We start from the raw sequence: 21,366 nt of genomic DNA on the forward strand, positions 1-21,366 counted from the left end.
GTTTTTAGTGTCAATCCAATTACTGCCAGCTGAATTGGCTAACCAAATCGCTGCTGGTGAGGTCGTAGAGCGACCAGCATCTGTCGTTAAAGAATTAGTTGAAAACAGTATTGATGCTGGTGCCACTAAAATTGAAGTAGACATTGAGCAAGGCGGTCACAAACGTATTTTAGTGCGTGACAATGGTAACGGTATCGTAAAGCAAGAACTGACTCTGGCTCTGAGTCGTCATGCTACGAGTAAAATAACGTCTCTTGCCGATTTAGAAGCGATTCAAAGTATGGGTTTTCGCGGAGAAGCGTTAGCCAGTATCAGCTCTGTGAGTCGCCTTACCTTGACATCTAAACCCGCAAATCAAAATGAAGCTTGGCAAGCGCACACGGAAGGGCGCGAAATGCAGGTGAACATCCAACCTGCAGCTCACCCCAATGGGACCAGTATTGACGTGCTTGATTTGTTCTTTAATACCCCAGCAAGACGACGGTTTTTGCGTACGGCGAAAACCGAATTTGCCCATATAGAACAAATAATGACTCGTATCGCATTGGCTAACCCGACCATTGAATTTGTGTTAAAGCACAATGATCGTCGACATAAGCAGTGGAAGGCGACAGAGAACCTGACCAAGCGTATCGAAGATGTGTTAGGTAAAGGCACAACTCAACGATTGTTATCGGTCGACGCTGAGTGCGAAGGTGTGAGACTTGAGGGTTTCATTGTTGCACCGACTGAACAAACGGTGCCTAACGACTGGCAGTATAGCTTTGTGAATGGACGTCCGATGCGAGACAAATTGATCAACCACGCCATAAAACAGGCGTTTGTATTGACCGAGGTGCCGATAGACGCACCACAATATGTCCTTTTTGTGCACGTTGACCCAGCGGAAATTGACGTTAACGTACATCCAGCGAAGCATGAAGTTAGGTTTCACCATGCGCGTTTAGTGCACGATTTTATTGTTAGCCAAGTAAAGCAAGTATTGCTGACAGCAATGGGAGACGCAGCCATGGAGTCTCCATTAACGCTGGTGGCAGAAGCCACCCATGGCTATCAAGTTCCTGATCAACTGCGAAATCAAACCCGGCAACCAGTCCAATCGACAATACGTTCGCATAATGCGACAAGTGCTTCTATTGGCACCAAGCTGGCTGAAAACAACTACGCAAATTTGATGCGTACCCCAGCAAGTACACTACAGACGAATTGCCAGTTGATGCAGTTAAAAGATCGAGTATTGGTTGGTTATCAGGAAAGTAATCTGTGTTTCGTGATCGAAAAACAGCAATTATTGAGTGCATACTTGAAACACCAGTTAGGCAATGTTGAAGTGGCGCAACCGTTATTGATGCCTGTGGCGATTCCTGACAGTGCAGCCTGGGATGAATCACGCAGGCAAGCATTTGCCCAGTTACAATTGCACATCGATAAGGTTGCCTCTAAACGCGTCCTCAAGCAAGTGCCTGCTGGCTGGCGCGCTATGCCATGGTCTATTTTATTTAACTCTTTTGCCGAATTAGATTTAACTGATCTCGCGACGTCACTTGCGACCATGATGGCGAGTACGTTGACCCGCCACGATTATCCGCTGGACAATGTGCAAGCTTGGTTTATAAGCCTACCACAAGAGTACCAGCGAGAGCTGTTACAGCAAACGGGTCAGCCGTTGGCTGTGGATGAGTTGTAATGGGAATGACACCAATTATTTGTCTTATGGGCCCTACCGCTTCTGGTAAAACTGGGCTCTCATTGGAGTTAGCTGAACAAATCGGGGGAGAGATAGTTTCTGTTGATTCAGCATTGATTTATCGCGGTATGGATATCGGTACTGCAAAGCCTACTCCAGCGGAACAACAGCGAGCACCGCACTGGTTGATGGATATCCGAGATCCCGCTGACAGTTATTCAGTGGCTGATTTTTGTCGTGATGCTAAGCAACACATAGAGAGCATTCAACAGCGTGGACATATACCCATGCTGGTGGGTGGAACCATGATGTATTTTAACGCACTCATCAATGGCATTTCGGCAATCCCAGAGGCTGATGCAGCCATTCGCGAGCAAATCCAGCAAGAGGCGGCAGCCCATGGGTGGTCGAAAATGCACGCAAGTCTTGCAGCCGTCGATCCGATTGTCGCACAGCGCGTTCACCCAAATGATCCGCAGCGTATAGGGCGAGCGTTGGAAGTCTTTCACAGTTCTGGAAAGCCGCTGAGTTACTGGCAGCAACAAAAAACACCTGGATTGAAGGATGATCAGGCGCAGGTTGTCCATCAATTTGCAATTGCACCAACCGATCGAAAAGTACTGCATCAACGTATACAGCAACGTTTCGATGAAATGCTGCTCATGGGTTTTATTGAAGAGGTCGAAGCACTGCGTCAGCGCGGTGATTTGCATCTTGATATGCCATCCATGCGTTGTGTCGGTTACCGCCAAGTGTGGCAGTACCTAGATGGCGAATTTAGTTATGCCGACATGGTTGAAAAAGGCGTCGCGGCAACGCGCCAGTTGGCCAAACGTCAGCACACTTGGCTGCGCGGTTGGGACGAATTGCATTGGTTAAATACATTTGCGACTGATAATTCGGCTGTTATAACAAAAATGGTTACTAAATAACCAGCTTACATGCTATACAATATAAGGGTGGCTGGTGTATCCTTTCACTTAGAACAATGATAATAATTAAGGAAGTCAGATGGCTAAAGGGCAATCACTACAAGACCCATTCTTGAACGCGCTACGTAAAGAGCGGATCCCCGTATCTATTTACTTGGTCAATGGCATTAAATTGCAAGGTCAAGTTGAATCATTTGACCAATTCGTGATTTTGTTGAAAAACACGGTTAGCCAGATGGTATACAAGCACGCCATCTCTACCGTCGTTCCATCCAGAGCAATTCAAATGCCGACCGGAGATGATGCCAATTCTTCTGATTAATCTAAGCGGAGTGTCTCTTGTTTGACCGCTATGCATCAGGCGAGCGAGCCGTTCTGGTGCATGTTGAATTCACCGACGAAGCAAGTAAAGAAGCCTTATCCGAGTTAGAAATGTTAGTGTCATCCGCAGGGGTTTCTGCGGTTGACGTGGTCACTACATCGCGCAATGCGCCGAGTGCAAAACTGTTTATTGGTTCTGGCAAAGCCGATGAAATAGCCGACATCGTGCGTACTCTTGAAGCGGATGTAGTCATTTTCAACCATGCGCTCTCGCCTTCACAAGAACGAAATCTTGAAAAAGTGTTTAAATGTCGCGTGATAGACCGAACGGGTCTAATCCTGGATATATTCGCCCAACGTGCACGCACTCATGAAGGAAAGTTGCAGGTTGAGCTTGCGCAACTTAAGCACATATCAACCCGCTTAATCCGCGGCTGGACCCACCTTGAACGGCAAAAAGGTGGAATTGGATTGCGTGGTCCTGGTGAAACCCAGTTGGAAACCGACCGACGATTGTTACGTGGCAGGATTAAAGCGATTTTACGTCGGCTAGAGAAAGTAGCCAAGCAACGTGAGCAAGGTAGACGTTCCCGGAAGCGCGCAGAAATACCTACGGTCTCGTTGGTGGGTTATACCAATGCCGGCAAATCTACATTATTCAACACGTTAACAGAATCAGCAGTCTACGCCGCCGATCAGCTGTTTGCGACGCTTGACCCCACATTGCGAAAGCTTGAATTGCAAGATGTTGGGCCAATCATTGTAGCCGATACGGTGGGCTTTATTCGTCATCTTCCACATGACTTGGTGGCGGCATTCAAAGCCACCCTGCAGGAAACTCAAGAAGCGGATTTGCTTTTGCACGTGGTCGATTATGCTGACGATAAATACCAAGAAAATACAGACCAGGTGCAAGCGGTACTGGAAGAAATAGACGCGGACGAAGTACCACAATTGATGGTTTGTAACAAAATAGATCGTCTTGAGGGGATGCAACCGCGGATTGATCGTGATGAAATGGACCAACCGATTCGAGTATGGGTATCGGCACAACAAGGATTAGGGATTGAATTATTGCATCAAGCCCTCATTGAAAGGCTATCGAAGTCGATTGTGGTGCGACGATTGTGTATCCCGCCAAGCGCTAGTCACTTGCGCGGTATTCTTTATGAATTAAATTGTATCGCTGCACAAGAGTATAACGAGCGTGGGGATTGGGTCGTCGATGTGAGAATGCCAAGTGCTGATTGGCAGCGTTTGTTAAAGCGCGAAAAAGGCGCGCTGGACGACCTCGTAATAACGCCAGAATAAGTTTAAAGTAACTGCATTCAAACTGAATTGCGTGCGGTTACGTATCAGAATTTAATTGAAGTTTACGGAGTATGCTTATGGCCTGGAATCAGCCGGGTGGAAATAACAACGACCCTTGGAAAAACAAGGGGGGACGTGACCAAGGTCCACCGGATTTAGATGATGTGTTCAAGAACTTATTTGGTAAGTTTGCGAAAAATGGTGGCTCGAGCGGAGGCTCGGGTAAAAGTTTTGGTGGTATCGGCGCAGGCATTATCGCTGGTCTGCTAATCGTTGTATGGGTGATTAGCGGTTTCTACACCATCCGCGAAGCAGAGCGGGGCGTGGTCTTGCGCTTTGGCGAGTATTATTCTCAAGTTGAGCCAGGTCTCCGTTGGAAGCCTACATTTGTGGACACGGTAATCCCTGTCGACATCCAATCGATTCGTGATCAGTCGTCCTCAGGTTCTATGCTTACCGAAGACGAAAACCTTGTCAGAGTGCAAATGGAAATGCAATTCCGCGTCGTTGACCCTTATCGCTGGACTTTCGCAGTGGTTGAACCTGAAGTGAGCCTAAGCCAAGCGTTGGATAGTGCAATCCGCTATGTGGTAGGCCACTCTAGAATGGATGACGTTTTGACTGATGGGCGTGAAGTGACGCGTCAGCGTGTCTGGGAAGAACTCCAAGCGATCATTGAGCCGTACAACATGGGTGTACAAATTGTCGATATGAACTTCCGCGACGCGCGTCCACCTGAAGAAGTAAAAGATGCTTTTGATGATGCAATTGCGGCGCAAGAAGATGAGCAGCGCTTTATTCGTGAAGCGGAAGCGTATGCGCGTGAAATTGAACCGCGAGCGCGTGGTCAAGTGAACCGCATGAACGAAGAAGCTCAAGCGTATAAAGAACGTGTCATCTTGCAAGCTCAGGGTGAAGTTGCTCGTTTTGAAGAGCTACTACCGCAATACGAAGCTGCACCAGTGGTAACTCGTCAGCGTATTTACATTGAGACCATGGAACATGTCTTTAGTAACACCTCTAAAATCATGATCGATAACGAAGGTGGTGGTAACAATATTATGTACCTGCCACTGGACAAAATGATGGAGCGTCAAGGAGCGGTGCCGTTTTCTCAAGACGTCTCGCGCAATGCGTTAGATTCATTACGTAACGCAGCAACGCCAGACCAACAGACGAATACATCACCACGCACGTCGTCACGCACTGATCGCTTTAATCGCGGAGGGAGGGATTAATGATGAAAAATTTAGGTATAGTGATTCTAGCCCTATTTGTGGTGCTTGGATTTAGTTCTTTGTTCGTGGTTAAAGAAGGTAATAAAGCCATCGTTATCCAGTTTGGTAAAATCCAAAAAGACAGCGAGACGGGAGCTACCAAAGTCTTTTCTCCAGGGTTGCACTTTAAGCTTCCCTTTATCGATTCTGTTCGCACTTTGGATGCTCGCGTACAGACCTTGGACGATGCGCCTGATCGTTTTGTAACATCAGAGAAGAAGGACTTGATAGTCGATTCTTACGTGAAATGGCGTATTAATGACTTCGAGCGTTATTATCTGTCGACAGGCGGGAACAAGTTGCAAGCCGAAGCGTTATTGAAGCAAAAGGTCAATAACGGTCTACGTTCAGAGTTCGGTGCCCGCACGATCTCTCAGATTGTATCGGGAGAGCGTTCGGCATTGATGGACCAAGCGATGGAGCAAGCCTCAAGCAGTTCTGACGAGTTAGGTATTGCCATCGTGGATGTGCGCGTTAAGCAAATCAACTTACCGACTGAAGTTAGTGCTTCGATCTTCCAGCGCATGCGTGCAGAGCGAGCAGGTGTAGCGAGAGAGCACCGCTCAGAAGGTCAAGAACAGGCAGAAGTATTACGCGCTGATATTGATGCTAAAGTTGAAGTTATGCTTGCAGATGCCGAGCGTAATGCGCGTCAGCTACGTGGTGAAGGGGACGCCTTGGCAGCCCAAATTTACGCTTCTACCTACTCCAAAAACCCGGAGTTCTATAGCTTCTTGCGGAGTATGGATGCCTATCGCGCGAGCTTTAATAGCAAACAAGATATTATGGTTGTTGAGCCAAGCAACGACTTCTTCCGTTATTTGAATCAACAATCAGGGCAGCAGAGCAAGTAACTTTCTGCGCTTGTTTATCAATTAAAAAAACGCCTCTATGTGAGGCGTTTTTTATTGCTGGTCCTTTTTAGAGAGCTCTGCATCACATCAACATTTTGAGGGAGCTAATGACTGCTTTTCTGAGTTGCTAGGAACTGGTAAAAATCCTCTAGAGACATAGGTTTAGCATACAAATACCCCTGCGCAGAAGTACATAGGTGCTCCTTTAAAAACTGTTGTTGAGCAACCGTTTCGACGCCTTCTGCAATAACGGTTAATTTGAGTTGGCTAGCCATCGCTAAAATAGCGAGTACAATTGCGCGGTCGTCATCATCCTGGTCTAAATCACTAATGAATGAGCGGTCAATTTTTAGATGATCGATGGGGAGGTGTTTGAGATACGCAAGAGAACTATAGCCCGTGCCAAAATCATCCACTGATATTGTGACTCCCATATCACGCAATGACTTTAATAACTTTTGCGCTTTCTGGTAATTGTCGACTAAAACGCCTTCGGTGAGCTCTAATTCAAGTTTCTGTGCATCTACACCTAAACGTTCAGCTGTCGCTTTAATGAACTCAAAAAGATGCCGTTCACTGACCTGTCTGGGGCTTACATTCATCGCCAATTTAATATTGATATTACGTGCTTTAAAACCAGCAAGGATTTTGCACACTTCGGTAATTACCCATTTCCCTAGCGGATAAATTAAGCCGGTTTGCTCTGCTACTGGTATGAAGACATCAGGAGCTATTGCTTCACCGTCCGTTTGAAACCAGCGCAATAAGGCTTCAGCTTTAACAATTTGGCCAGACGATAAATCAACGATAGGTTGTAAGTACACCTCTAATTCTTCATTAGTAATCGCATCGCGTAATTTGGTTTCGAGGCGCAAGCGTGCGTCAGAACTCTCTTTTAAATCATTCGAATAGAGCTGAATGGGGTCCTGAGCAAATAACTTAGCCGCTTGGAGTGCTAAATCAGCAGCTTTCATGAGTGATTCCGCTTGCACAGCATCGCTGGGATGGTGAGCTATACCGACTCTAAAAGGCAGATTGCAGCGTTCATCACGATCTGTGTAATGTGGCGAGAGCGAGTCATTGCGCAGATCGGCAGCTAGGGATATAACGCGCTCTATTTCATCAACGACCTCTTCACCTCGGTGAATCTCTTCTAATTGTTGCTGAGATGATGCTTCCGGTATCACTATGGCAAATTCATCCGCGCCTATGCGCGCCAAAAAATGCTCTTTCTGAAGACGTTTCTTCAACCGTTTTGACGCTGAGATCAACATCGAATCACCCACTGAATGACCATGTAACTCATTAACTTGTTTAAACTTTTCGATATCAAGATAGAGCACAAAAAAACGTTGTTTAGATTCAATAGACTGTTCAACCCTTTGCCAGAAATACTGGCGGTTGGGCAATCCTGTTAGCGAGTCATGCAATGCCAAGTCTTCATTGACTTGCAGCAAATATTTTATCCGGGTGATATCGCTTAATGTGGTAACCCAGTGTTTTGTTTGTTGCTTTTCATCATTGATAGGGTGCAATTCGCACTGGATCCATTTGTGATAATTGGGAGGACTGTGCCAATATAATTCACCGCTCCAGTCAGAGCGATAGTTAAGGATCCGTTCATATTCAGGATACTGCTTTTCGAGCATTCGCTGCACGATCCGTAGGGGTGAGGTATCCGCCTTTTGCGGGTCGAGTGCGAATAGTTGCCAAGCGGCTGGGTTGATAGTAAATGTTTGCCAATGGCTGTCGGTAATAATAACGGCCAAAGAGGCATGTTCAATAGCTTGCTGGATCGGCAGAGAGAGTTCAAGCAGGCTAGCATTTTGGCCAAGTACTTGAGCCAGTCTATCTTGCATATATTGATGCTGAGACTGCAACTTATCGTTTGATAGCAATAACTCTCTGGCAACTTGTAAGGTTTGCTGTTGTTCCTGATATTCGTGCTGCATGTTATTGATAACAATAAACTGCTCGCCTCCTGCAAACGCAGCAATTGCCTCCAAATGTAATAGCTGCTTACCGCATTGCTCACTCCAAATTCCTGAATGTATCTGGCCAGTAGCATGCTTTTGCCAAAACTCTTCTGCCTCGACCAAGAAATCACTTAAAAACGGCGAGTTGTCACTAAGTTTGAAGGGACTTGAGTTTTTGCTCTCGGGTAACAGCAATTCACTCCAATCAGCTTTACTAAAGATAACTTCAAAATAATGTTTGCCCAGATGCCGTAAGATGGTGCAATCAATGATCCCTAATGCTTGAAATAATGAGGCATTCATTTCAGTTCAGACTCAGTTCGGCAATTTTTTCAAACATGGCTTCAACGTTTTCACCAGTCTTGGCGCTGGTGTAATAGGTTGCTGCAAATCGCTCGGCTTGTAAATTTACATGATCTGTATCCCAATGCCATGCCTCAGATAAGTCACACTTGTTGATCACCATAATTGCAGGGATATCGGTATGCTCGCGCACCATCTCAAGAATTTCCATCCCCTCCACAAGTGATTGGGCCCTGGAGCGGTCCATAACGATGAAAATCGCGCTGGCACCGCGCAAATAACGAGGTTTAAAGCCGCAATACCGGTCAATACCTTCCAGATCCCATAGCATCAGCTGCACATCAGTGCTGTTGACACGGATTTGCTTTTTATCGATTTTGACGCCTATTGTGGTTAAGTACTTTTCCGAGAAAAAGCCTTCAACGAATTGGCGAATAAGGCTGGTCTTGCCGACGCCCGTGGCGCCTAACATACAGACCTTTTTTTGGAACATAACCCTCCGTGGCTTACGATGCAGATTTATTATCTGCGTACATTAAATTGAACATTACGCGGCGAGTCGCCACGGCATTGTCTGACAGGTTGATTTCACCAATACCCGTTGCATATAACTGGCTTACCGGGATGCCTTGATTGATCAATGCCGCTTTTACAGCATTAGCGCGCGCTAAACTGAGACGTAGATTAGTGCTTGAAGCACCGGAAGAATCGCTCGCTCCGATAATAATTAGATTAGCACTTAAGTTTAAATTTTGCGCAGTTTTAAGTGCGTCTTTAAGAATTTTCGTCAATGCAATAATGTTATCCATAGCGACAGGGTTCAGCTCGGCATCGCCGCTATCAAACTCAATATTAACGCGTGAAATTTCCCCTACTAGTTGTTCAAAGAGCTGACGTTGAATGGCCGGCTGGTCGCTAGCTTGCAAACTCACTTCAATAAGTTGCAGTTGGCTGCGGTCAATCTGCAACACATTAACTCCAGGTAAAGCTGCTAGAGCGGCATTAAATTGCTGCATATCCTGCCAATTTAAATCGCCCGAAAGGGTAATCTTTAGATCGTCTATAACATCTATTTGCGGGTAACGATTTAACAATTTCAAAAGTTTGCGTTTAACAATCTCAGGCTCAACTGAAATAAAAGATTGCTCGCGAAACATCACATCATTGGTGCTCAATCCATGGCTGGCTACCCAATCTTGCAGACTTTCGCTTTCAGCATCTCGCAACACTGTTACTTCAAACTTACCATCTGACCCATCAATTATTTTAGTGATCAGTACACCGGGTTCTTGATTTAAAGTTAACAGGGATTGATAAATTTGCTGAGACTGCCATGCAGAGTTACCCCAAAAAGCCAGAGCAAATAAAATGGCGCAAAAAGCTGCCCAGCCAAACCATGGAATTTTGTTCTTTTTTTCATATTCAGGTTTGACTTGCGCGGCGAGGTTTTCTCTCAACTGAATATCTGTGACCTCAAAAGGCAAAGTATCCCCGTTAAAGTTCTGCAAGTCTTCGCGGTGAACGCTGTGAATACTATCTAACAGTTCTTGTAAGCGGGCGCGCACATCATGAGGCACGATACCAGTTACTGCAGCGACGAGCAGGGCATGTGGACTGGAGGATATTAAAAGGGTGAAATCATCCGTTTTCACTTCATCAAGTTGCCTCTCTGAATTCTCTTTTGAAAAGGAATCTGCGACGAATTCATTAATGGCCGAGAGCATTGAAGAGACTAAATCGGCATCGGCATCGCCTTCAACGTTGGCAGATACCGATTTTAGTAAGAGTCCAGTTTCACGATGGATCAGTAGCAACTGCTCAATCTTATAGACATAGGTTTGTCCGGCAACAAATTGGGAATACTTGACGCCAGCTTGCCATGCCTGAAAGCGCCATTTCAGACCTTTAGGTGATAACGCATTTTCAATTATATCGTTGGTGCGCTCGATAAATTGTGACAAGAACGCACTAACGGACTTACGTACTAAACTCCCGACCAAAGGATACAAAATACTGATAAATTGCTCGCTATGATTCGCCACTGATTTTTCAACGGTCTTTTCAACCATCGGAGCAACAACATGTTGTATTGAGTTGTCCTTTTTCTGTCTGTCGTGCAGGGCTTGAACCAGTACATCTCCTACGAGCTTCCTAGTATGTGGCTCCAAAGCAGAAAGTAAGTGCTTACCATCTTTTCCAAGTATAATCTGACGGAGTCGCGTTAGTTCGTCACTGTCGCGAGTTGAAGACGTTTGATCAGATTGCGATTCCAACGACATGTAAGACTACTCGTCGCCTTCGTCTGTCTCTAGGTTAATTGCCATAGTAGCCAATAGTTTCGCCAAGGTTTTGCGGTCAGTTTTTGACGTCGTCAACTCTTGGGTTACCTGCGCTAACTTAGACATGGCTTCTTCATACTGACTGTTAAAATGTTCTGTGAGCTTACGCACTTCTTTGTCGAGCCGGTCATGCAGTTGGTCTGCATCCTCTTTCGCAGAAGTTTCTGCCATCTCTAGTTCAGAAGATAAGCGATCAGCATAGGTATTAAGCTCATCGCTTTTTTGCTGATGGCTTTGATCGACACTTGAAAGTTGTTGCTGCATCTCAGCGGCCGTTTTTTCGATAGTGGCGTGCAGTGCTTTAACATGCTCAGACATTGAGTGCTGTAATTCAGCAAAAGAATTCTGCATATTGCGATCGAGGTTGGCGATTTTATCTTCAATCTCGCGCCGAGCGGAGCCGAAAACAATCTCACGAAGCTGACCTAGCTCATCATTAGTTCCCTGTGGTTCTACTTTCGCTACCTTTTTGGATTTTTCAGCCACGTACTTTTCCTTCTTGAAAGCGCAATCACCTGACTGAAATATATACTTTTTATTAACATTTGGATACTTTTTATACAGCAACTGGGCGTAGGGTGGGATTAAGTCTGCACTTCTTGCGGGAAATTAGGTAAACTCACGCTTATACCAAATAATTATTATAAAGCTGTAACCGATACCCTTTTCGGTTCATTGCGACAGAAAGAGGACTGCGTTTGAATTCTCACAATGTATCGCAAACTACCACGCCAAAGAATGGTGGGTGGTTTAACCGCTTTTTGGCTACCGTTGAATGGTTAGGAAATTTATTACCTCACCCGATTACGCTGTTTGCCTTGCTAGCGTGTTTTATTGTTTTATTAAGTGGATTGCTTGGCTTCATTGACTATGGGGTTGCTGATCCGCGTCCGTTAGGCGCTGCTGGCCGTGATCCTGACGGTGTAATAGAGGTTATTTCGTTACTGAATGCAGAAGGGCTGCAGCGTATTGTTATGAACTTGGTGACAAACTTCACCGGTTTTGCACCATTAGGCACAGTATTAGTCGCTTTGCTCGGCGTATCCGTTGCCGAGCACAGTGGTTTACTCTCTACTGCTATGCGCGCCCTCGTTATGAATGCCTCTAAGCGCGCAGTCACAGTGACTATCGTGTTCGCCGGCATTATTTCGAATACCGCGTCAGAACTCGGCTATGTAGTGCTTATTCCATTGGCAGCCATGATTTTTCATTCTCTTGGTCGCCATCCACTAGCAGGACTAGCTGCTGCATTTGCTGGGGTTTCTGGAGGATACAGTGCGAACTTATTGCTCGGTACAGTCGACCCGTTACTATCGGGGATAACCGAAGCTGCCTCACACATGCTTGACCCAAGTTATGTTGTCGGACCTGAAGTCAATTGGTACTTCATGTTCATTAGTACCTTTGCCGTTGCGTTTATGGGCGCCTTTGTTACCGAAAAAATCGTCGAGCCTCGCTTGGGCAAATACGACCCGACGGAAGCCTCGATTGATTTAGGCGAACAGAAAATGGAAGCGCCTACCGAGCAGGAGCGAAAAGCACTGCGTTGGGCTGGAGTTTCCTTTATTTTATTGTGTGGACTGTTGGCATTAACGATTGTCCCTGAGAACGGTATTTTACGTAACCCTGAAACCGGTGAAGTTGCAGGTTCTCCGTTTTTGCGCGGGATAGTTGCGTTTATATTCATCACCTTTGCCGTGCCAGGGTTTGTTTATGGTCGGGTTGCAGGCACCATGAAAAATGATAAAGACATCATCAATGCGATGTCTAAAAGTATGGGCTCAATGGGCCTATACATCACCCTAGTTTTCTTTGCTGCGCAATTTGTTGCTTTCTTCAAGTGGACTAACTTGGGTACGGTGTTGGCGGTAAAAGGGGCAACCTTGTTGCAAACCCTCGGCTTAGATGGGCCTGAGGTGTTTATCTTATTTATCATCATGTGTGGCATCGTAAACTTATCCTTGGGTAGCGCATCTGCTCAGTGGGCGGTTACTGCTCCTATCTTCGTGCCGATGCTAATGTTGATAGGATTTGCGCCTGAAGTGATCCAAGCGGCTTATCGGATTGGTGATTCGGTGACTAACGTTATTTCACCCATGATGAGTTATTTTGGTTTGATCCTTGCGATCGCGGCGCGCTATAAGAAAGACTTAGGCATGGGTACGTTAATCGCTACGATGCTTCCGTATTCAATGGTGTTCATTGTGGGTTGGACACTACTCTTTTACCTTTGGGTATTCATATTCGGCATGCCTGTCGGTCCTGGGGCTGCTACCTATTACACCCCGTAACAAATTGTCACTTGCGATTGCGAGTTTGATAAGTCTAAATTAGGGTTAGCTGCGTACTGTGGTTAACCCTTTTTATTAAGTTGCATTATGAAGTATCAATCGAATTCCGGATTTTCTCATCGCCAACCCGATAAGATAGGTGTTTTGATCACCAATCTTGGCACCCCAGAAGCACCGACTAAACAGGCTTTACGCCCTTACTTAAAAGAGTTCTTATCAGATCCTCGCGTGGTTGAAGTGCCGCGTTTGATTTGGTGGTTTGTGCTTAATGGCATCATACTCAATATTCGCCCAAAGCGTTCGGCGCATGCATACAGTACGGTTTGGTCTGAGCAGGGCTCACCCTTAATGGTTCACACCAAGGATCAATGCGAAGCGATTAGCCAACGCTGTAGAGAAGTGTATGGTGAGGATGTTGTGGTTGATTTCGCGATGCGCTATGGACAGCCCGGCATTAGCCAAACTATCACCCGGATGCAGGCACAGGGTGTGCGCAAGCTTTTAGTTTTACCCCTCTATCCCCAATATTGTGCGTCTACTACGGGCTCGACGTTTGACGCGATTGCTGATTGCTTTAAGCAAAGTCGATGGTTGCCAGATTTTCGTTTTATTAGTCATTACCACGATGATACGCGCTATATTGCTGCACTGGCTGACAAAATCAAAGCGCATTGGCAGGAGCATGGGCGCGCAGATAAGCTGATCATGTCTTATCACGGGATCCCAAAACGATACTTACTCAACGGTGATCCCTATCACTGTGAATGTCACAAAACATCGCGTTTAATAGCCGCACACTTAGGGCTAGAAAAAAGTGAATATATGACGACGTTTCAATCACGCTTTGGTCGCGAGGAATGGTTAAAGCCTTACACTGATCATACGCTTCAGGATTTACCTAGCGAGGGGGTAAAATCAGTTCAGGTGGTTTGTCCGGGATTCTCGTCAGATTGTTTAGAGACCATTGAGGAAATTGGTGTTGAGAACCGCGATTATTTCCTGGAAGCTGGCGGCGAACGCTACGAGTACATTGCCGCACTTAACAGTGATCCGGGTCACATTGATGTGTTATTTTCGATGATACAGGAGAATTTGCACGCCTGGCAGGTTGGTGACGATTATGCATTGCGTGCGAAATTGGCGGCAGAATTAGGGGCAGAACGCTAATGGATAATCAGCAATTAACACCCAAGGCAGAAGATAATCCGCAGGGGATGGCGCCCAAGGAGCTGCGCAAGGCGCAGGATATTGCGAATTTACTCGATACTGCAGTAAAAATACCTGTCATCGGAATTCCAGTTGGTCTGGATTTTCTTATTGGGTTAATACCGGGTGTAGGCGACGCAACCATGGTGTTGGCAGCCCTGCGGATAGTCCATTTAGGGCGCAAGTTAGGCGCACCAGAGCATATTCAGAGTAAGATGTTACGCAACGTCCTAGTGGACTTTGGCCTCGGTTTTATTCCGGTCGTTGGGGATGTTGTAGACCTCTTCTATAAAGCTAATCGAAAAAACGTACAATTGCTTGAACGCTGGTGGATTGAATCTCATAAATCAGAAGTCGATAGTTACACAGCAAAGAAACTGGCGGAATGGGAAAAGAAAATGGAAGAACTGGGCAAGTAAGTGCTTACTAATCATATCTTGCATCAAACGCTTGAGGCTATTTATAAAGACGTAAGTGAGAAAATGGGTAGTTTGGAAGGGAATGTTGCCAATTATATCCCTGCTCTAGCCAATGCTCCCGCCGACGCATTCGGTATGTCGGTATGTACTATCAATGGCGAACGATTTAATGTCGGCCAATGTGATAAGCGATTCACTATCCAATCGATTTCCAAAATTATGACCTTAACCCTGGCATTGCAGCGTTATGGTGATGACCTTTGGCAGCGCGTCGGTAAGGAGCCTTCAGGTACAGCTTTTAATTCTCTAACCCAGTTAGAGTTTGAGCAGGGCAAGCCACGCAATCCATTCATTAATGCCGGTGCTATTGTTACTTGTGATGCATTGTATTCACGTTTGTCCGCGCCCATCCACCACATGCTAGAAACTCTGCGGGAGTTATCAGGTAATCCAAAATTAGTTATTGATCTGGTAGTTGCGCGCAGTGAATATGAGCACCGCTATCGCAATGCTGCCATGGCCAATTTAATGAAGTCTTTCGGTAACTTTGAAAATTCTGTCGACGATGTACTAAAAACCTATTTTTCCTTTTGCGCCATTGAAATGAATACTGCTGAATTGGCTACTGCCTTTAGTTTTCTAGCCAATAAAGGTAAAGATGCACTGAAGCAGCGTGAGGTGGTGTCAGCAAAACAGAATGCACAATTAAACTCTCTGCTTTTCACCAGTGGTCTTTACGACGCCAGCGGTGACTTCGCCTATCGGGTAGGAATGCCCGGCAAGTCCGGCGTTGGAGGTGCCATTGTTGCATTCGTACCAAATCAATTCAGCATCGCTGTGTGGTCACCCAAACTAAACAGTTATGGCAACTCAAGTGCAGGGATTTATGCATTGGAGCAATTTGCTAGTCGCTTATCTTTGCAATTGTTTTAAATTCAGAGACGGTTTCAATTTTTTGCTCGTTTAGACGTCGGATCTAAATGATCTTTATATCCTCAATATTGCTAGTAAATCTTACTAATACTTTAATATTCCGAATAAAATTGCTCGTTGTGAGGGTTTAGCTGCTAGGGTTTATTACATCGAAAATTTTTAAGCCGTATTCACGTATGGTTCGGATAAAATTGCCAGGGAGTATGAATGAAAGCATCTGATTTGTTTGTCAAAGCGCTTGAAGCAGAGGGGGTTGAATACGTTTTCGGGATCCCCGGAGAAGAAAACCTAGATTTACTTGAATCGCTTCGCCACTCATCCATCAAACTTATCCTTACTCGACATGAGCAGGGCGCTGGTTTTATGGCAGCAACCTATGGGCGTTTAACTGGCAAGGTTGGGGTTTGTTTATCGACACTGGGTCCTGGTGCAACCAACCTGGTTACTCCAGCCGCGTACGCTCAACTCGGAGCTATGCCAATATTGATGATCACTGGGCAAAAGCCGATTAAAACGAGCAAGCAAGGGCGCTTTCAGGTGATCGATGTGGTTGACATGATGCGCCCAATCACCAAATACACCACCCAGGTGGTTAGTGGTGACCGAATTCCTTCTGTGGTCCGCGAAGCGTTCAGGTTAGCTCATGAAGAGCGCCCCGGCGCTGTGCATATCGAGTTGCCTGAAGACATCGCTGCAGAGACTACTCAAGCGCAGCTAATTAAACCTAGCGTGGCCCGTCGACCAATTGCCGAATACAAAGCGATTACCAAAGCGGTCGAAATGATTGAGCAAGCGACTTCTCCGGTACTAATGATTGGCGCTGGCGCTAATCGTAAGTTGACCTCTAAAATGCTGCGGGAATTTGTCTCGAAAACCGGTATTCCGTTTATCACAACGCAAATGGGTAAAGGGGTAATTGATGAAACCGACCCGCTGTTTATGGGCAATACCGCGCTGTCTGACGGCGATTTTGTCCATCGAGTGATCAATCGCGCCGATCTCATTATCAATGTGGGCCATGATGTGGTCGAGAAGCCACCGTTTTTCATGCACGATGATGGCAAGCAAGTGATCCACATTAATTTTGATTCGGCGGCTGTTGATCCGGTGTACTTCCCACAGTTGGAAGTGATTGGTGACATTGCTAATAGTATTTGGCAAATCAAAGAGGGGATAACCCCACAAAACAGTTGGAAATTGGATTTTTATCGCGATGTACACGATGCCTATGTGAGTCATCGCCAAGAAAGTGAAAAAGACGACCGTTTTCCAATTTTACCAGAGCGCTTTGTCAAAATTGTGCGTGAAGCCATGCCCAAAGATGGCATTGTTACCCTTGATAATGGGGTCTATAAAATTTGGTTTGCGCGTAATTATCCTGCTCGTTTTCCAAATACCCTGCTACTCGATAACGCTTTGGCGACCATGGGGGCGGGATTACCGTCAGCGATGGCAGCTAAAATGGTGCATCCTGATAAGCCGGTAATTACAGTGTGCGGTGATGGCGGCTTTATGATGAATAGCCAAGAGCTGGAAACTGCCGTGCGATTGAAATTGCATATTGTGGTAATAATCTTGCGTGATGATGCCTACGGCATGATCAAATGGAAGCAAGCACATATGAGTTTTGATGAGTTTGGCTTGGATTACGGTAATCCAGACTTCGTTAAATACGTTGAGTCCTATGGCGGCAAAGGCTGGCGCATAGAAAGCTCGGAGGAGCTTGGCCCTCTTCTGACGCGTTGTTTAAACGAGCCCGCAGTGCATTTAATTGATGTGCCGGTTGATTATAGCCTGAATGACCAAACCCTGAATAAAACCATCAAAGAATTGAGCAAAGAATTATAAGGAGTGTCTATGTCTAGTCTGCAAAAAGCCTATCCGTATTATTTGGCCAGTAAACCGGTGTTTGCCAATCAGGATTTGAAAGTCACCAATAAATATACCGGAGAGGTCGCAACGACAGTAGCTATGGCTGACGCTAAGATCATTGATGAAGCCATTGCTGCTGCAGAAAAAGCGCAAGAAGCAATGACCGCAATGCGCCCCTACGAGCGGCAACAAGTGCTCAATCATTGTGTCCAACGATTTACTGAAAGGGCCGAAGAACTCGCCTATGCACTATGCATTGAGGCTGGCAAACCCATTAAGGATTCCAGAGGCGAAGTCACCCGTTTGATCGATACTTTTCGTATTGCTGCAGAGGAAGCTGTGCGCATCAATGGTGAAGTAACCAACTTAGAAATTACCGAGCGAGCAAAGGGTTACACCGGCATGTACAAGCACGTACCGATTGGCCCTTGTTCATTTATATCGCCCTTTAATTTTCCGTTGAACTTAGCCGCACATAAGGTGGCACCCGCTATCGCTGCCGGCTGCACTTTCGTGCTTAAACCCGCATCGCGCACACCTTTAGGGGCAATCATAATGGGCGAAGTATTGGCTGAAACTGCGCTTCCAGAGGGCGCGTTTTCGATTTTGCCCTGTTCGCGAGATGGAGCTGATTTATTTACTACAGATGATCGCTTTAAGTTACTTAGTTTTACCGGTTCGCCGGATGTTGGCTGGGATCTAAAAGCGCGTGCAGGCAAGAAGCCCGTAGTACTTGAATTGGGTGGGAATGCAGCCTGTGTGGTGGATGCTGATGCCGACCTTGATGATGCCATTGAGCGGATTGTATTTGGGGCTTACTATCAGTCTGGACAAAGTTGTATCAGCGTACAGCGTATTCTTATTCACGACAGTATATATGCTGATTTTAAAGCGCGCTACGTCGATAAAGTGGCTAACCTAGTGCACGGTGATCCATTAGAAGAGTCGACGTTTATTGGCCCTATGATTGCGGAATCAGAGGCTGAACGTTTAGAGCAATGGATCAAGCAAGCAGTGGATGCTGGGGCGAACTTGTTGTGCGGTGGCAAGCGCGAGGGTGCAATGCTAGAAGCAACCATTCTTGAGGACGCGCCGCGTGATGCTAAAGTGAATGCTGAGGAAGCGTTTGGCCCAGTATCAATCATCAGTCGGTTCAGCGATTATGATGAAGCTTTAGAGCGGGTCAATGACAGCCAATTTGGTTTACAAGCGGGTGTGTTTACCCGGGATATTTATAAAGCGCATAAAGCATGGGATAAGCTGCATGTTGGCGGTGTGGTTATCGGTGACGTGCCGAGCTGGCGGGTCGATAATATGCCGTATGGTGGAGTAAAAGAGTCCGGCCTTGGGCGTGAAGGTATCCGCTATGCCATTGCGGATATGACAGAAATTCGCTTGATGGTTTTGCGTAATCCCAATCCATAAGGGTCTTAGGGGCTGCTGAATGGGCAGCCCGACTATGAGGGCATCACATTGCACTGTAGGTTACATAGGCCAGTATACCGTAGCGCGCGGTTTTGCCGATAGCGACCAACAACAGAAATACACCAAATCGGACTCTCAGCATACCCGCAAGCAGGGTGATAGGATCCCCTATTATTGGCACCCAGGCGAAACACAGAGCAATCAAGCCGTAGCGGTCAAAACGTCGTTGGGCGTTGGCGATAGCTGCATCATCCAGTCGCAACCATCGTTTGGCTGCACGATCACTCAGCCAGCGACCAATCGTATAATTAATCGCCGATCCTAGGGTATTGCCAATAGACGCAATAATAATGACTGTAAGGTACGGTGTCTTAGTAAGCAGTAAGCTAATAAATATGGCTTCACTGCCGAAAGGCAAAATGGTTGCCGCGAGCAGTGCACTGAGGAATAAACCCGGTAGGCCTAGTTGAGCGAGAAGTTCTGTCATTTCAAACAACGCTTCAACTTCAACCTACCTTGCGTTGAGTGATGGCTATTTGGGGCGATGCAACGCACAAATCTTGTTGCCTGAGGGGTCCCGCAGGTAAGCTAAGTACAGTGATAGTTTACCATTGCTGCGCAGTCCCGGCGGATCTTCACAAGCAGTCCCACCATTTTCGAGGCCAACCTCATGCCACTTTTCTACCAGCTCTGGCGAACTCGCTGCAAAGCCAAGGGTACTACCATTACCGTGACAAGCGGGTTCGCCATTAATAGGCTTGGTAAGAACAAATACACCTTTATCGGTCATATAAAAGCAACGTCCCAACTCATCCATAACACCAGGTTTGATATCTAACTCGCCCAAAATCGCATCATAAAAGCGTTTGGACTCTTCAACATTATTGGCGCCGAGCATGACATGGCTAAACATATAGATCTCCTAAAAATAATCGTTAGCTAATGTAGCGCTGATAGTGCACAAGGTTAACTGATTATTGCGAATAGATAAGTATTCCTCAGTTAGATAATTTAAGCTTGATGGGCATACTGACGCAGAGTCTGTAATGGAATGATATCTAGCGCTTTTTGATTCACCGCGGCAAGCACAACGGGAGGGGCAACGCCGGCTGATTCAGCCTCTAACCAACGGGAGGCACATAAACACCATTTATCACCGGCTTTCAGGCCTGGAAAGCTATACTGTGGATTCGGCGTGAGCAAGTCGTTTCCCCGTTGCAATGAGAATTGTAAAAACTCATCTGTCATCACGGCACAGACGCTGTGGTTACCGAAGTCACTGTCAGGTACGTAACAAAATCCCTCACGAGTAAAACCAGTATTGCCGCAACATAATTGCAACGGTTTGCCCAGTACATTACGTGCATTTGCCATAAATTAAACTTCCTTTGCAGTCACGCGTATAAGCATGACGTATTTATAATCACTTGTTAACTGATTTTATGCTGGATAAAAGTCAACTCAGTGCACCGCTGTCAAAAAGCTCCACCTTATCTGCTGCAGAGGTCGCTAAATTTGACGCGATGGCGCGTGAATGGTGGGACCCTCAGGGCAAATTTAAGACTGCACTTGAGTTTAATCGCGCGCGCCTGGAGTGGTTCGTTGCACAAATACAGGCCCATTTCTCGTGCGATCCGAAACATTCTGACAGCCTCAACGGGCTTAACATTCTGGATGTTGGTTGTGGTGGCGGCTTGGTTTCTGAAGCGTTGGCCAAGTTAGGAGCGAATGTCACCGGCATCGATGCCAGTGCGGTAAGTATTGAAGTCGCGCGCAGCCACGCTCGACAATCCGAGATAACTATCGATTATCGGCACCAGTTAAGCAGTGATCTGGTAGCGCAAAACGCGCAGTTTGATGTGGTGATTAATGCTGAAGTTGTCGAACATGTGCCAGACCAAAAACAATTGATCAGTGAATGTTGCCAACTAGTCAAACCGGGAGGGCTACTTATTCTGGCTACGCTTAATCGTACAATCAAAAGCTTCGTGATAGCGATTCTTGGGGCTGAGTACGTTATGCGCTATTTGCCGCGCGGCACCCATGATTGGCGCTGGTTTGTTAAGCCAAAGGAACTTCGGGAGATGACCGTTTCGGCAGGTCTGCAATTAACGGCTCAAACCGGCATGAGCTATCGATTGCTTGCCAAGCAATGGGTGGAAAGCAATAGCTTGGCGGTGAATTACGCTCAGGCATACGGTAAACCTGAGCGCTAAATTT

The 21,366-nt window shown here is 46.3% G+C and carries 20 protein-coding genes; 13 read left to right on the forward strand and 7 right to left on the reverse strand.

The genetic code is table 11. The features are described 5' to 3' along the window. The first annotated feature begins 7 nt into the window (after window positions 1–7). The 6 genes from mutL to hflC all read left to right on the forward strand — a co-directional run bounded on the left by mutL (window position 8) and on the right by hflC (window position 6,382). Window positions 8–1,687 carry a DNA mismatch repair endonuclease MutL gene (gene mutL / locus CSH92_RS11540; protein ID WP_100657782.1) on the forward strand — a complete coding sequence of 560 codons (1,680 nt, stop codon included), beginning with the start codon at window positions 8–10 and terminating at the stop codon, window positions 1,685–1,687. Beyond that, window positions 1,687–2,619 (forward strand): tRNA (adenosine(37)-N6)-dimethylallyltransferase MiaA, encoded by a 933-nt coding sequence (gene miaA, locus CSH92_RS11545; RefSeq protein WP_100657783.1) that lies wholly within the window; start codon window positions 1,687–1,689, stop codon window positions 2,617–2,619. Before mutL ends, miaA begins: the two co-directional genes overlap by 1 nt. A gap of 79 nt (window positions 2,620–2,698) precedes the next feature. Next, window positions 2,699–2,941 (forward strand): RNA chaperone Hfq, encoded by a 243-nt coding sequence (hfq, locus tag CSH92_RS11550; RefSeq protein WP_100657784.1) that lies wholly within the window; start codon window positions 2,699–2,701, stop codon window positions 2,939–2,941. Between the two features lie 17 nt (window positions 2,942–2,958). Continuing rightward, window positions 2,959–4,251, forward strand: a complete 1,293-nt coding sequence (hflX, locus tag CSH92_RS11555) for a ribosome rescue GTPase HflX (RefSeq protein ID WP_100657785.1) — start codon at window positions 2,959–2,961, stop codon at window positions 4,249–4,251. Window positions 4,252–4,328: 77 nt separating this feature from the next. Further along, window positions 4,329–5,489 (forward strand): FtsH protease activity modulator HflK, encoded by a 1,161-nt coding sequence (hflK, locus tag CSH92_RS11560; RefSeq protein ID WP_100657786.1) that lies wholly within the window; start codon window positions 4,329–4,331, stop codon window positions 5,487–5,489. Between the two features lie 2 nt (window positions 5,490–5,491). After that, entirely contained in the window at window positions 5,492–6,382 is an 891-nt protein-coding gene (hflC, locus tag CSH92_RS11565) for a protease modulator HflC (RefSeq protein WP_100657787.1), read from the forward strand. A 104-nt stretch (window positions 6,383–6,486) separates the two neighbouring features. Here hflC and CSH92_RS11570 read toward each other — a convergent pair whose 3' ends face one another. The 4 genes from CSH92_RS11570 to CSH92_RS11585 are packed head-to-tail and all read right to left on the reverse strand — an operon-like array spanning window position 6,487 to window position 11,486. After that, window positions 6,487–8,661: a putative bifunctional diguanylate cyclase/phosphodiesterase gene (locus tag CSH92_RS11570; protein ID WP_100657788.1), complete on the reverse strand. Its 2,175-nt coding sequence runs from the start codon at window positions 8,659–8,661 to the stop codon at window positions 6,487–6,489. 1 nt (window position 8,662) lies between these two features. Then, window positions 8,663–9,154: a Rab family GTPase gene (locus tag CSH92_RS11575; RefSeq protein WP_100657789.1), complete on the reverse strand. Its 492-nt coding sequence runs from the start codon at window positions 9,152–9,154 to the stop codon at window positions 8,663–8,665. A 13-nt stretch (window positions 9,155–9,167) separates the two neighbouring features. Beyond that, window positions 9,168–10,940: an OmpA family protein gene (locus CSH92_RS11580; RefSeq protein ID WP_100657790.1), complete on the reverse strand. Its 1,773-nt coding sequence runs from the start codon at window positions 10,938–10,940 to the stop codon at window positions 9,168–9,170. 6 nt (window positions 10,941–10,946) lie between these two features. Next, entirely contained in the window at window positions 10,947–11,486 is a 540-nt protein-coding gene (locus CSH92_RS11585) for a hypothetical protein (protein WP_100657791.1), read from the reverse strand. Between the two features lie 212 nt (window positions 11,487–11,698). Between CSH92_RS11585 and CSH92_RS11590 the strand changes: the two genes are divergently transcribed. From CSH92_RS11590 to CSH92_RS11615, 6 genes are all read left to right on the forward strand, one after another. Further along, on the forward strand, window positions 11,699–13,291 hold the full coding sequence (locus CSH92_RS11590; RefSeq protein ID WP_205662168.1) for an AbgT family transporter: 1,593 nt from the start codon (window positions 11,699–11,701) through the stop codon (window positions 13,289–13,291). An 87-nt stretch (window positions 13,292–13,378) separates the two neighbouring features. Further along, a complete protein-coding gene (hemH, locus tag CSH92_RS11595; protein ID WP_100657793.1) occupies window positions 13,379–14,458 on the forward strand; it encodes a ferrochelatase in 1,080 nt (359 codons plus the stop codon). Further along, the gene (locus CSH92_RS11600) at window positions 14,458–14,916 is read left to right on the forward strand and encodes a DUF4112 domain-containing protein (protein ID WP_100657794.1); all 459 of its coding nucleotides are present in this window, start codon (window positions 14,458–14,460) and stop codon (window positions 14,914–14,916) included. Before hemH ends, CSH92_RS11600 begins: the two co-directional genes overlap by 1 nt. 15 nt (window positions 14,917–14,931) lie before the next feature. After that, complete coding sequence (gene glsB, locus CSH92_RS11605) at window positions 14,932–15,849, forward strand: glutaminase B (protein WP_276307870.1); 918 nt, start codon at window positions 14,932–14,934, stop codon at window positions 15,847–15,849. Between the two features lie 207 nt (window positions 15,850–16,056). Continuing rightward, window positions 16,057–17,697, forward strand: a complete 1,641-nt coding sequence (locus CSH92_RS11610; protein ID WP_100657796.1) for an acetolactate synthase large subunit — start codon at window positions 16,057–16,059, stop codon at window positions 17,695–17,697. 9 nt (window positions 17,698–17,706) lie between these two features. Then, window positions 17,707–19,146, forward strand: a complete 1,440-nt coding sequence (locus tag CSH92_RS11615) for an aldehyde dehydrogenase family protein (protein WP_100657797.1) — start codon at window positions 17,707–17,709, stop codon at window positions 19,144–19,146. 43 nt (window positions 19,147–19,189) lie between these two features. Here the strand turns inward: CSH92_RS11615 and CSH92_RS11620 are convergent, their stop codons facing one another. From CSH92_RS11620 to CSH92_RS11630, 3 genes are all read right to left on the reverse strand, one after another. After that, on the reverse strand, window positions 19,190–19,633 hold the full coding sequence (locus tag CSH92_RS11620) for a YqaA family protein (RefSeq protein WP_100657798.1): 444 nt from the start codon (window positions 19,631–19,633) through the stop codon (window positions 19,190–19,192). A gap of 45 nt (window positions 19,634–19,678) precedes the next feature. Then, window positions 19,679–20,059: a VOC family protein gene (locus CSH92_RS11625; protein WP_100657799.1), complete on the reverse strand. Its 381-nt coding sequence runs from the start codon at window positions 20,057–20,059 to the stop codon at window positions 19,679–19,681. Between the two features lie 98 nt (window positions 20,060–20,157). Then, window positions 20,158–20,520, reverse strand: a complete 363-nt coding sequence (locus CSH92_RS11630) for a DUF2237 family protein (protein ID WP_100657800.1) — start codon at window positions 20,518–20,520, stop codon at window positions 20,158–20,160. Window positions 20,521–20,588: 68 nt separating this feature from the next. Here CSH92_RS11630 and ubiG point away from each other — a divergent pair, with 68 nt between their 5' ends. Continuing rightward, on the forward strand, window positions 20,589–21,362 hold the full coding sequence (gene ubiG / locus CSH92_RS11635) for a bifunctional 2-polyprenyl-6-hydroxyphenol methylase/3-demethylubiquinol 3-O-methyltransferase UbiG (RefSeq protein WP_100657801.1): 774 nt from the start codon (window positions 20,589–20,591) through the stop codon (window positions 21,360–21,362). Window positions 21,363–21,366: the final 4 nt, after the last annotated feature.

Source organism: Neoalteromonas flava, from assembly GCF_002807685.1.
Taxonomy (GTDB): Bacteria; Pseudomonadota; Gammaproteobacteria; order Enterobacterales; family Alteromonadaceae; genus Alteromonas_E; species Alteromonas_E flava.

Coding starts and splice junctions, on each gene's coding strand:
- CSH92_RS11570 (WP_100657788.1), bottom strand. CDS start 8,661: ATGAATGCCTCATTATTTCAAGCATTAGGGATCATTGATTGCACCATC.
- hfq (WP_100657784.1), top strand. CDS start 2,699: ATGGCTAAAGGGCAATCACTACAAGACCCATTCTTGAACGCGCTACGT.
- hemH (WP_100657793.1), top strand. CDS start 13,379: ATGAAGTATCAATCGAATTCCGGATTTTCTCATCGCCAACCCGATAAG.
- miaA (WP_100657783.1), top strand. CDS start 1,687: ATGGGAATGACACCAATTATTTGTCTTATGGGCCCTACCGCTTCTGGT.
- CSH92_RS11610 (WP_100657796.1), top strand. CDS start 16,057: ATGAAAGCATCTGATTTGTTTGTCAAAGCGCTTGAAGCAGAGGGGGTT.
- CSH92_RS11615 (WP_100657797.1), top strand. CDS start 17,707: ATGTCTAGTCTGCAAAAAGCCTATCCGTATTATTTGGCCAGTAAACCG.
- CSH92_RS11580 (WP_100657790.1), bottom strand. CDS start 10,940: ATGTCGTTGGAATCGCAATCTGATCAAACGTCTTCAACTCGCGACAGT.
- CSH92_RS11620 (WP_100657798.1), bottom strand. CDS start 19,633: ATGACAGAACTTCTCGCTCAACTAGGCCTACCGGGTTTATTCCTCAGT.
- hflK (WP_100657786.1), top strand. CDS start 4,329: ATGGCCTGGAATCAGCCGGGTGGAAATAACAACGACCCTTGGAAAAAC.
- CSH92_RS11600 (WP_100657794.1), top strand. CDS start 14,458: ATGGATAATCAGCAATTAACACCCAAGGCAGAAGATAATCCGCAGGGG.
- CSH92_RS11575 (WP_100657789.1), bottom strand. CDS start 9,154: ATGTTCCAAAAAAAGGTCTGTATGTTAGGCGCCACGGGCGTCGGCAAG.
- ubiG (WP_100657801.1), top strand. CDS start 20,589: ATGCTGGATAAAAGTCAACTCAGTGCACCGCTGTCAAAAAGCTCCACC.
- CSH92_RS11630 (WP_100657800.1), bottom strand. CDS start 20,520: ATGGCAAATGCACGTAATGTACTGGGCAAACCGTTGCAATTATGTTGC.
- CSH92_RS11625 (WP_100657799.1), bottom strand. CDS start 20,059: ATGTTTAGCCATGTCATGCTCGGCGCCAATAATGTTGAAGAGTCCAAA.
- hflC (WP_100657787.1), top strand. CDS start 5,492: ATGAAAAATTTAGGTATAGTGATTCTAGCCCTATTTGTGGTGCTTGGA.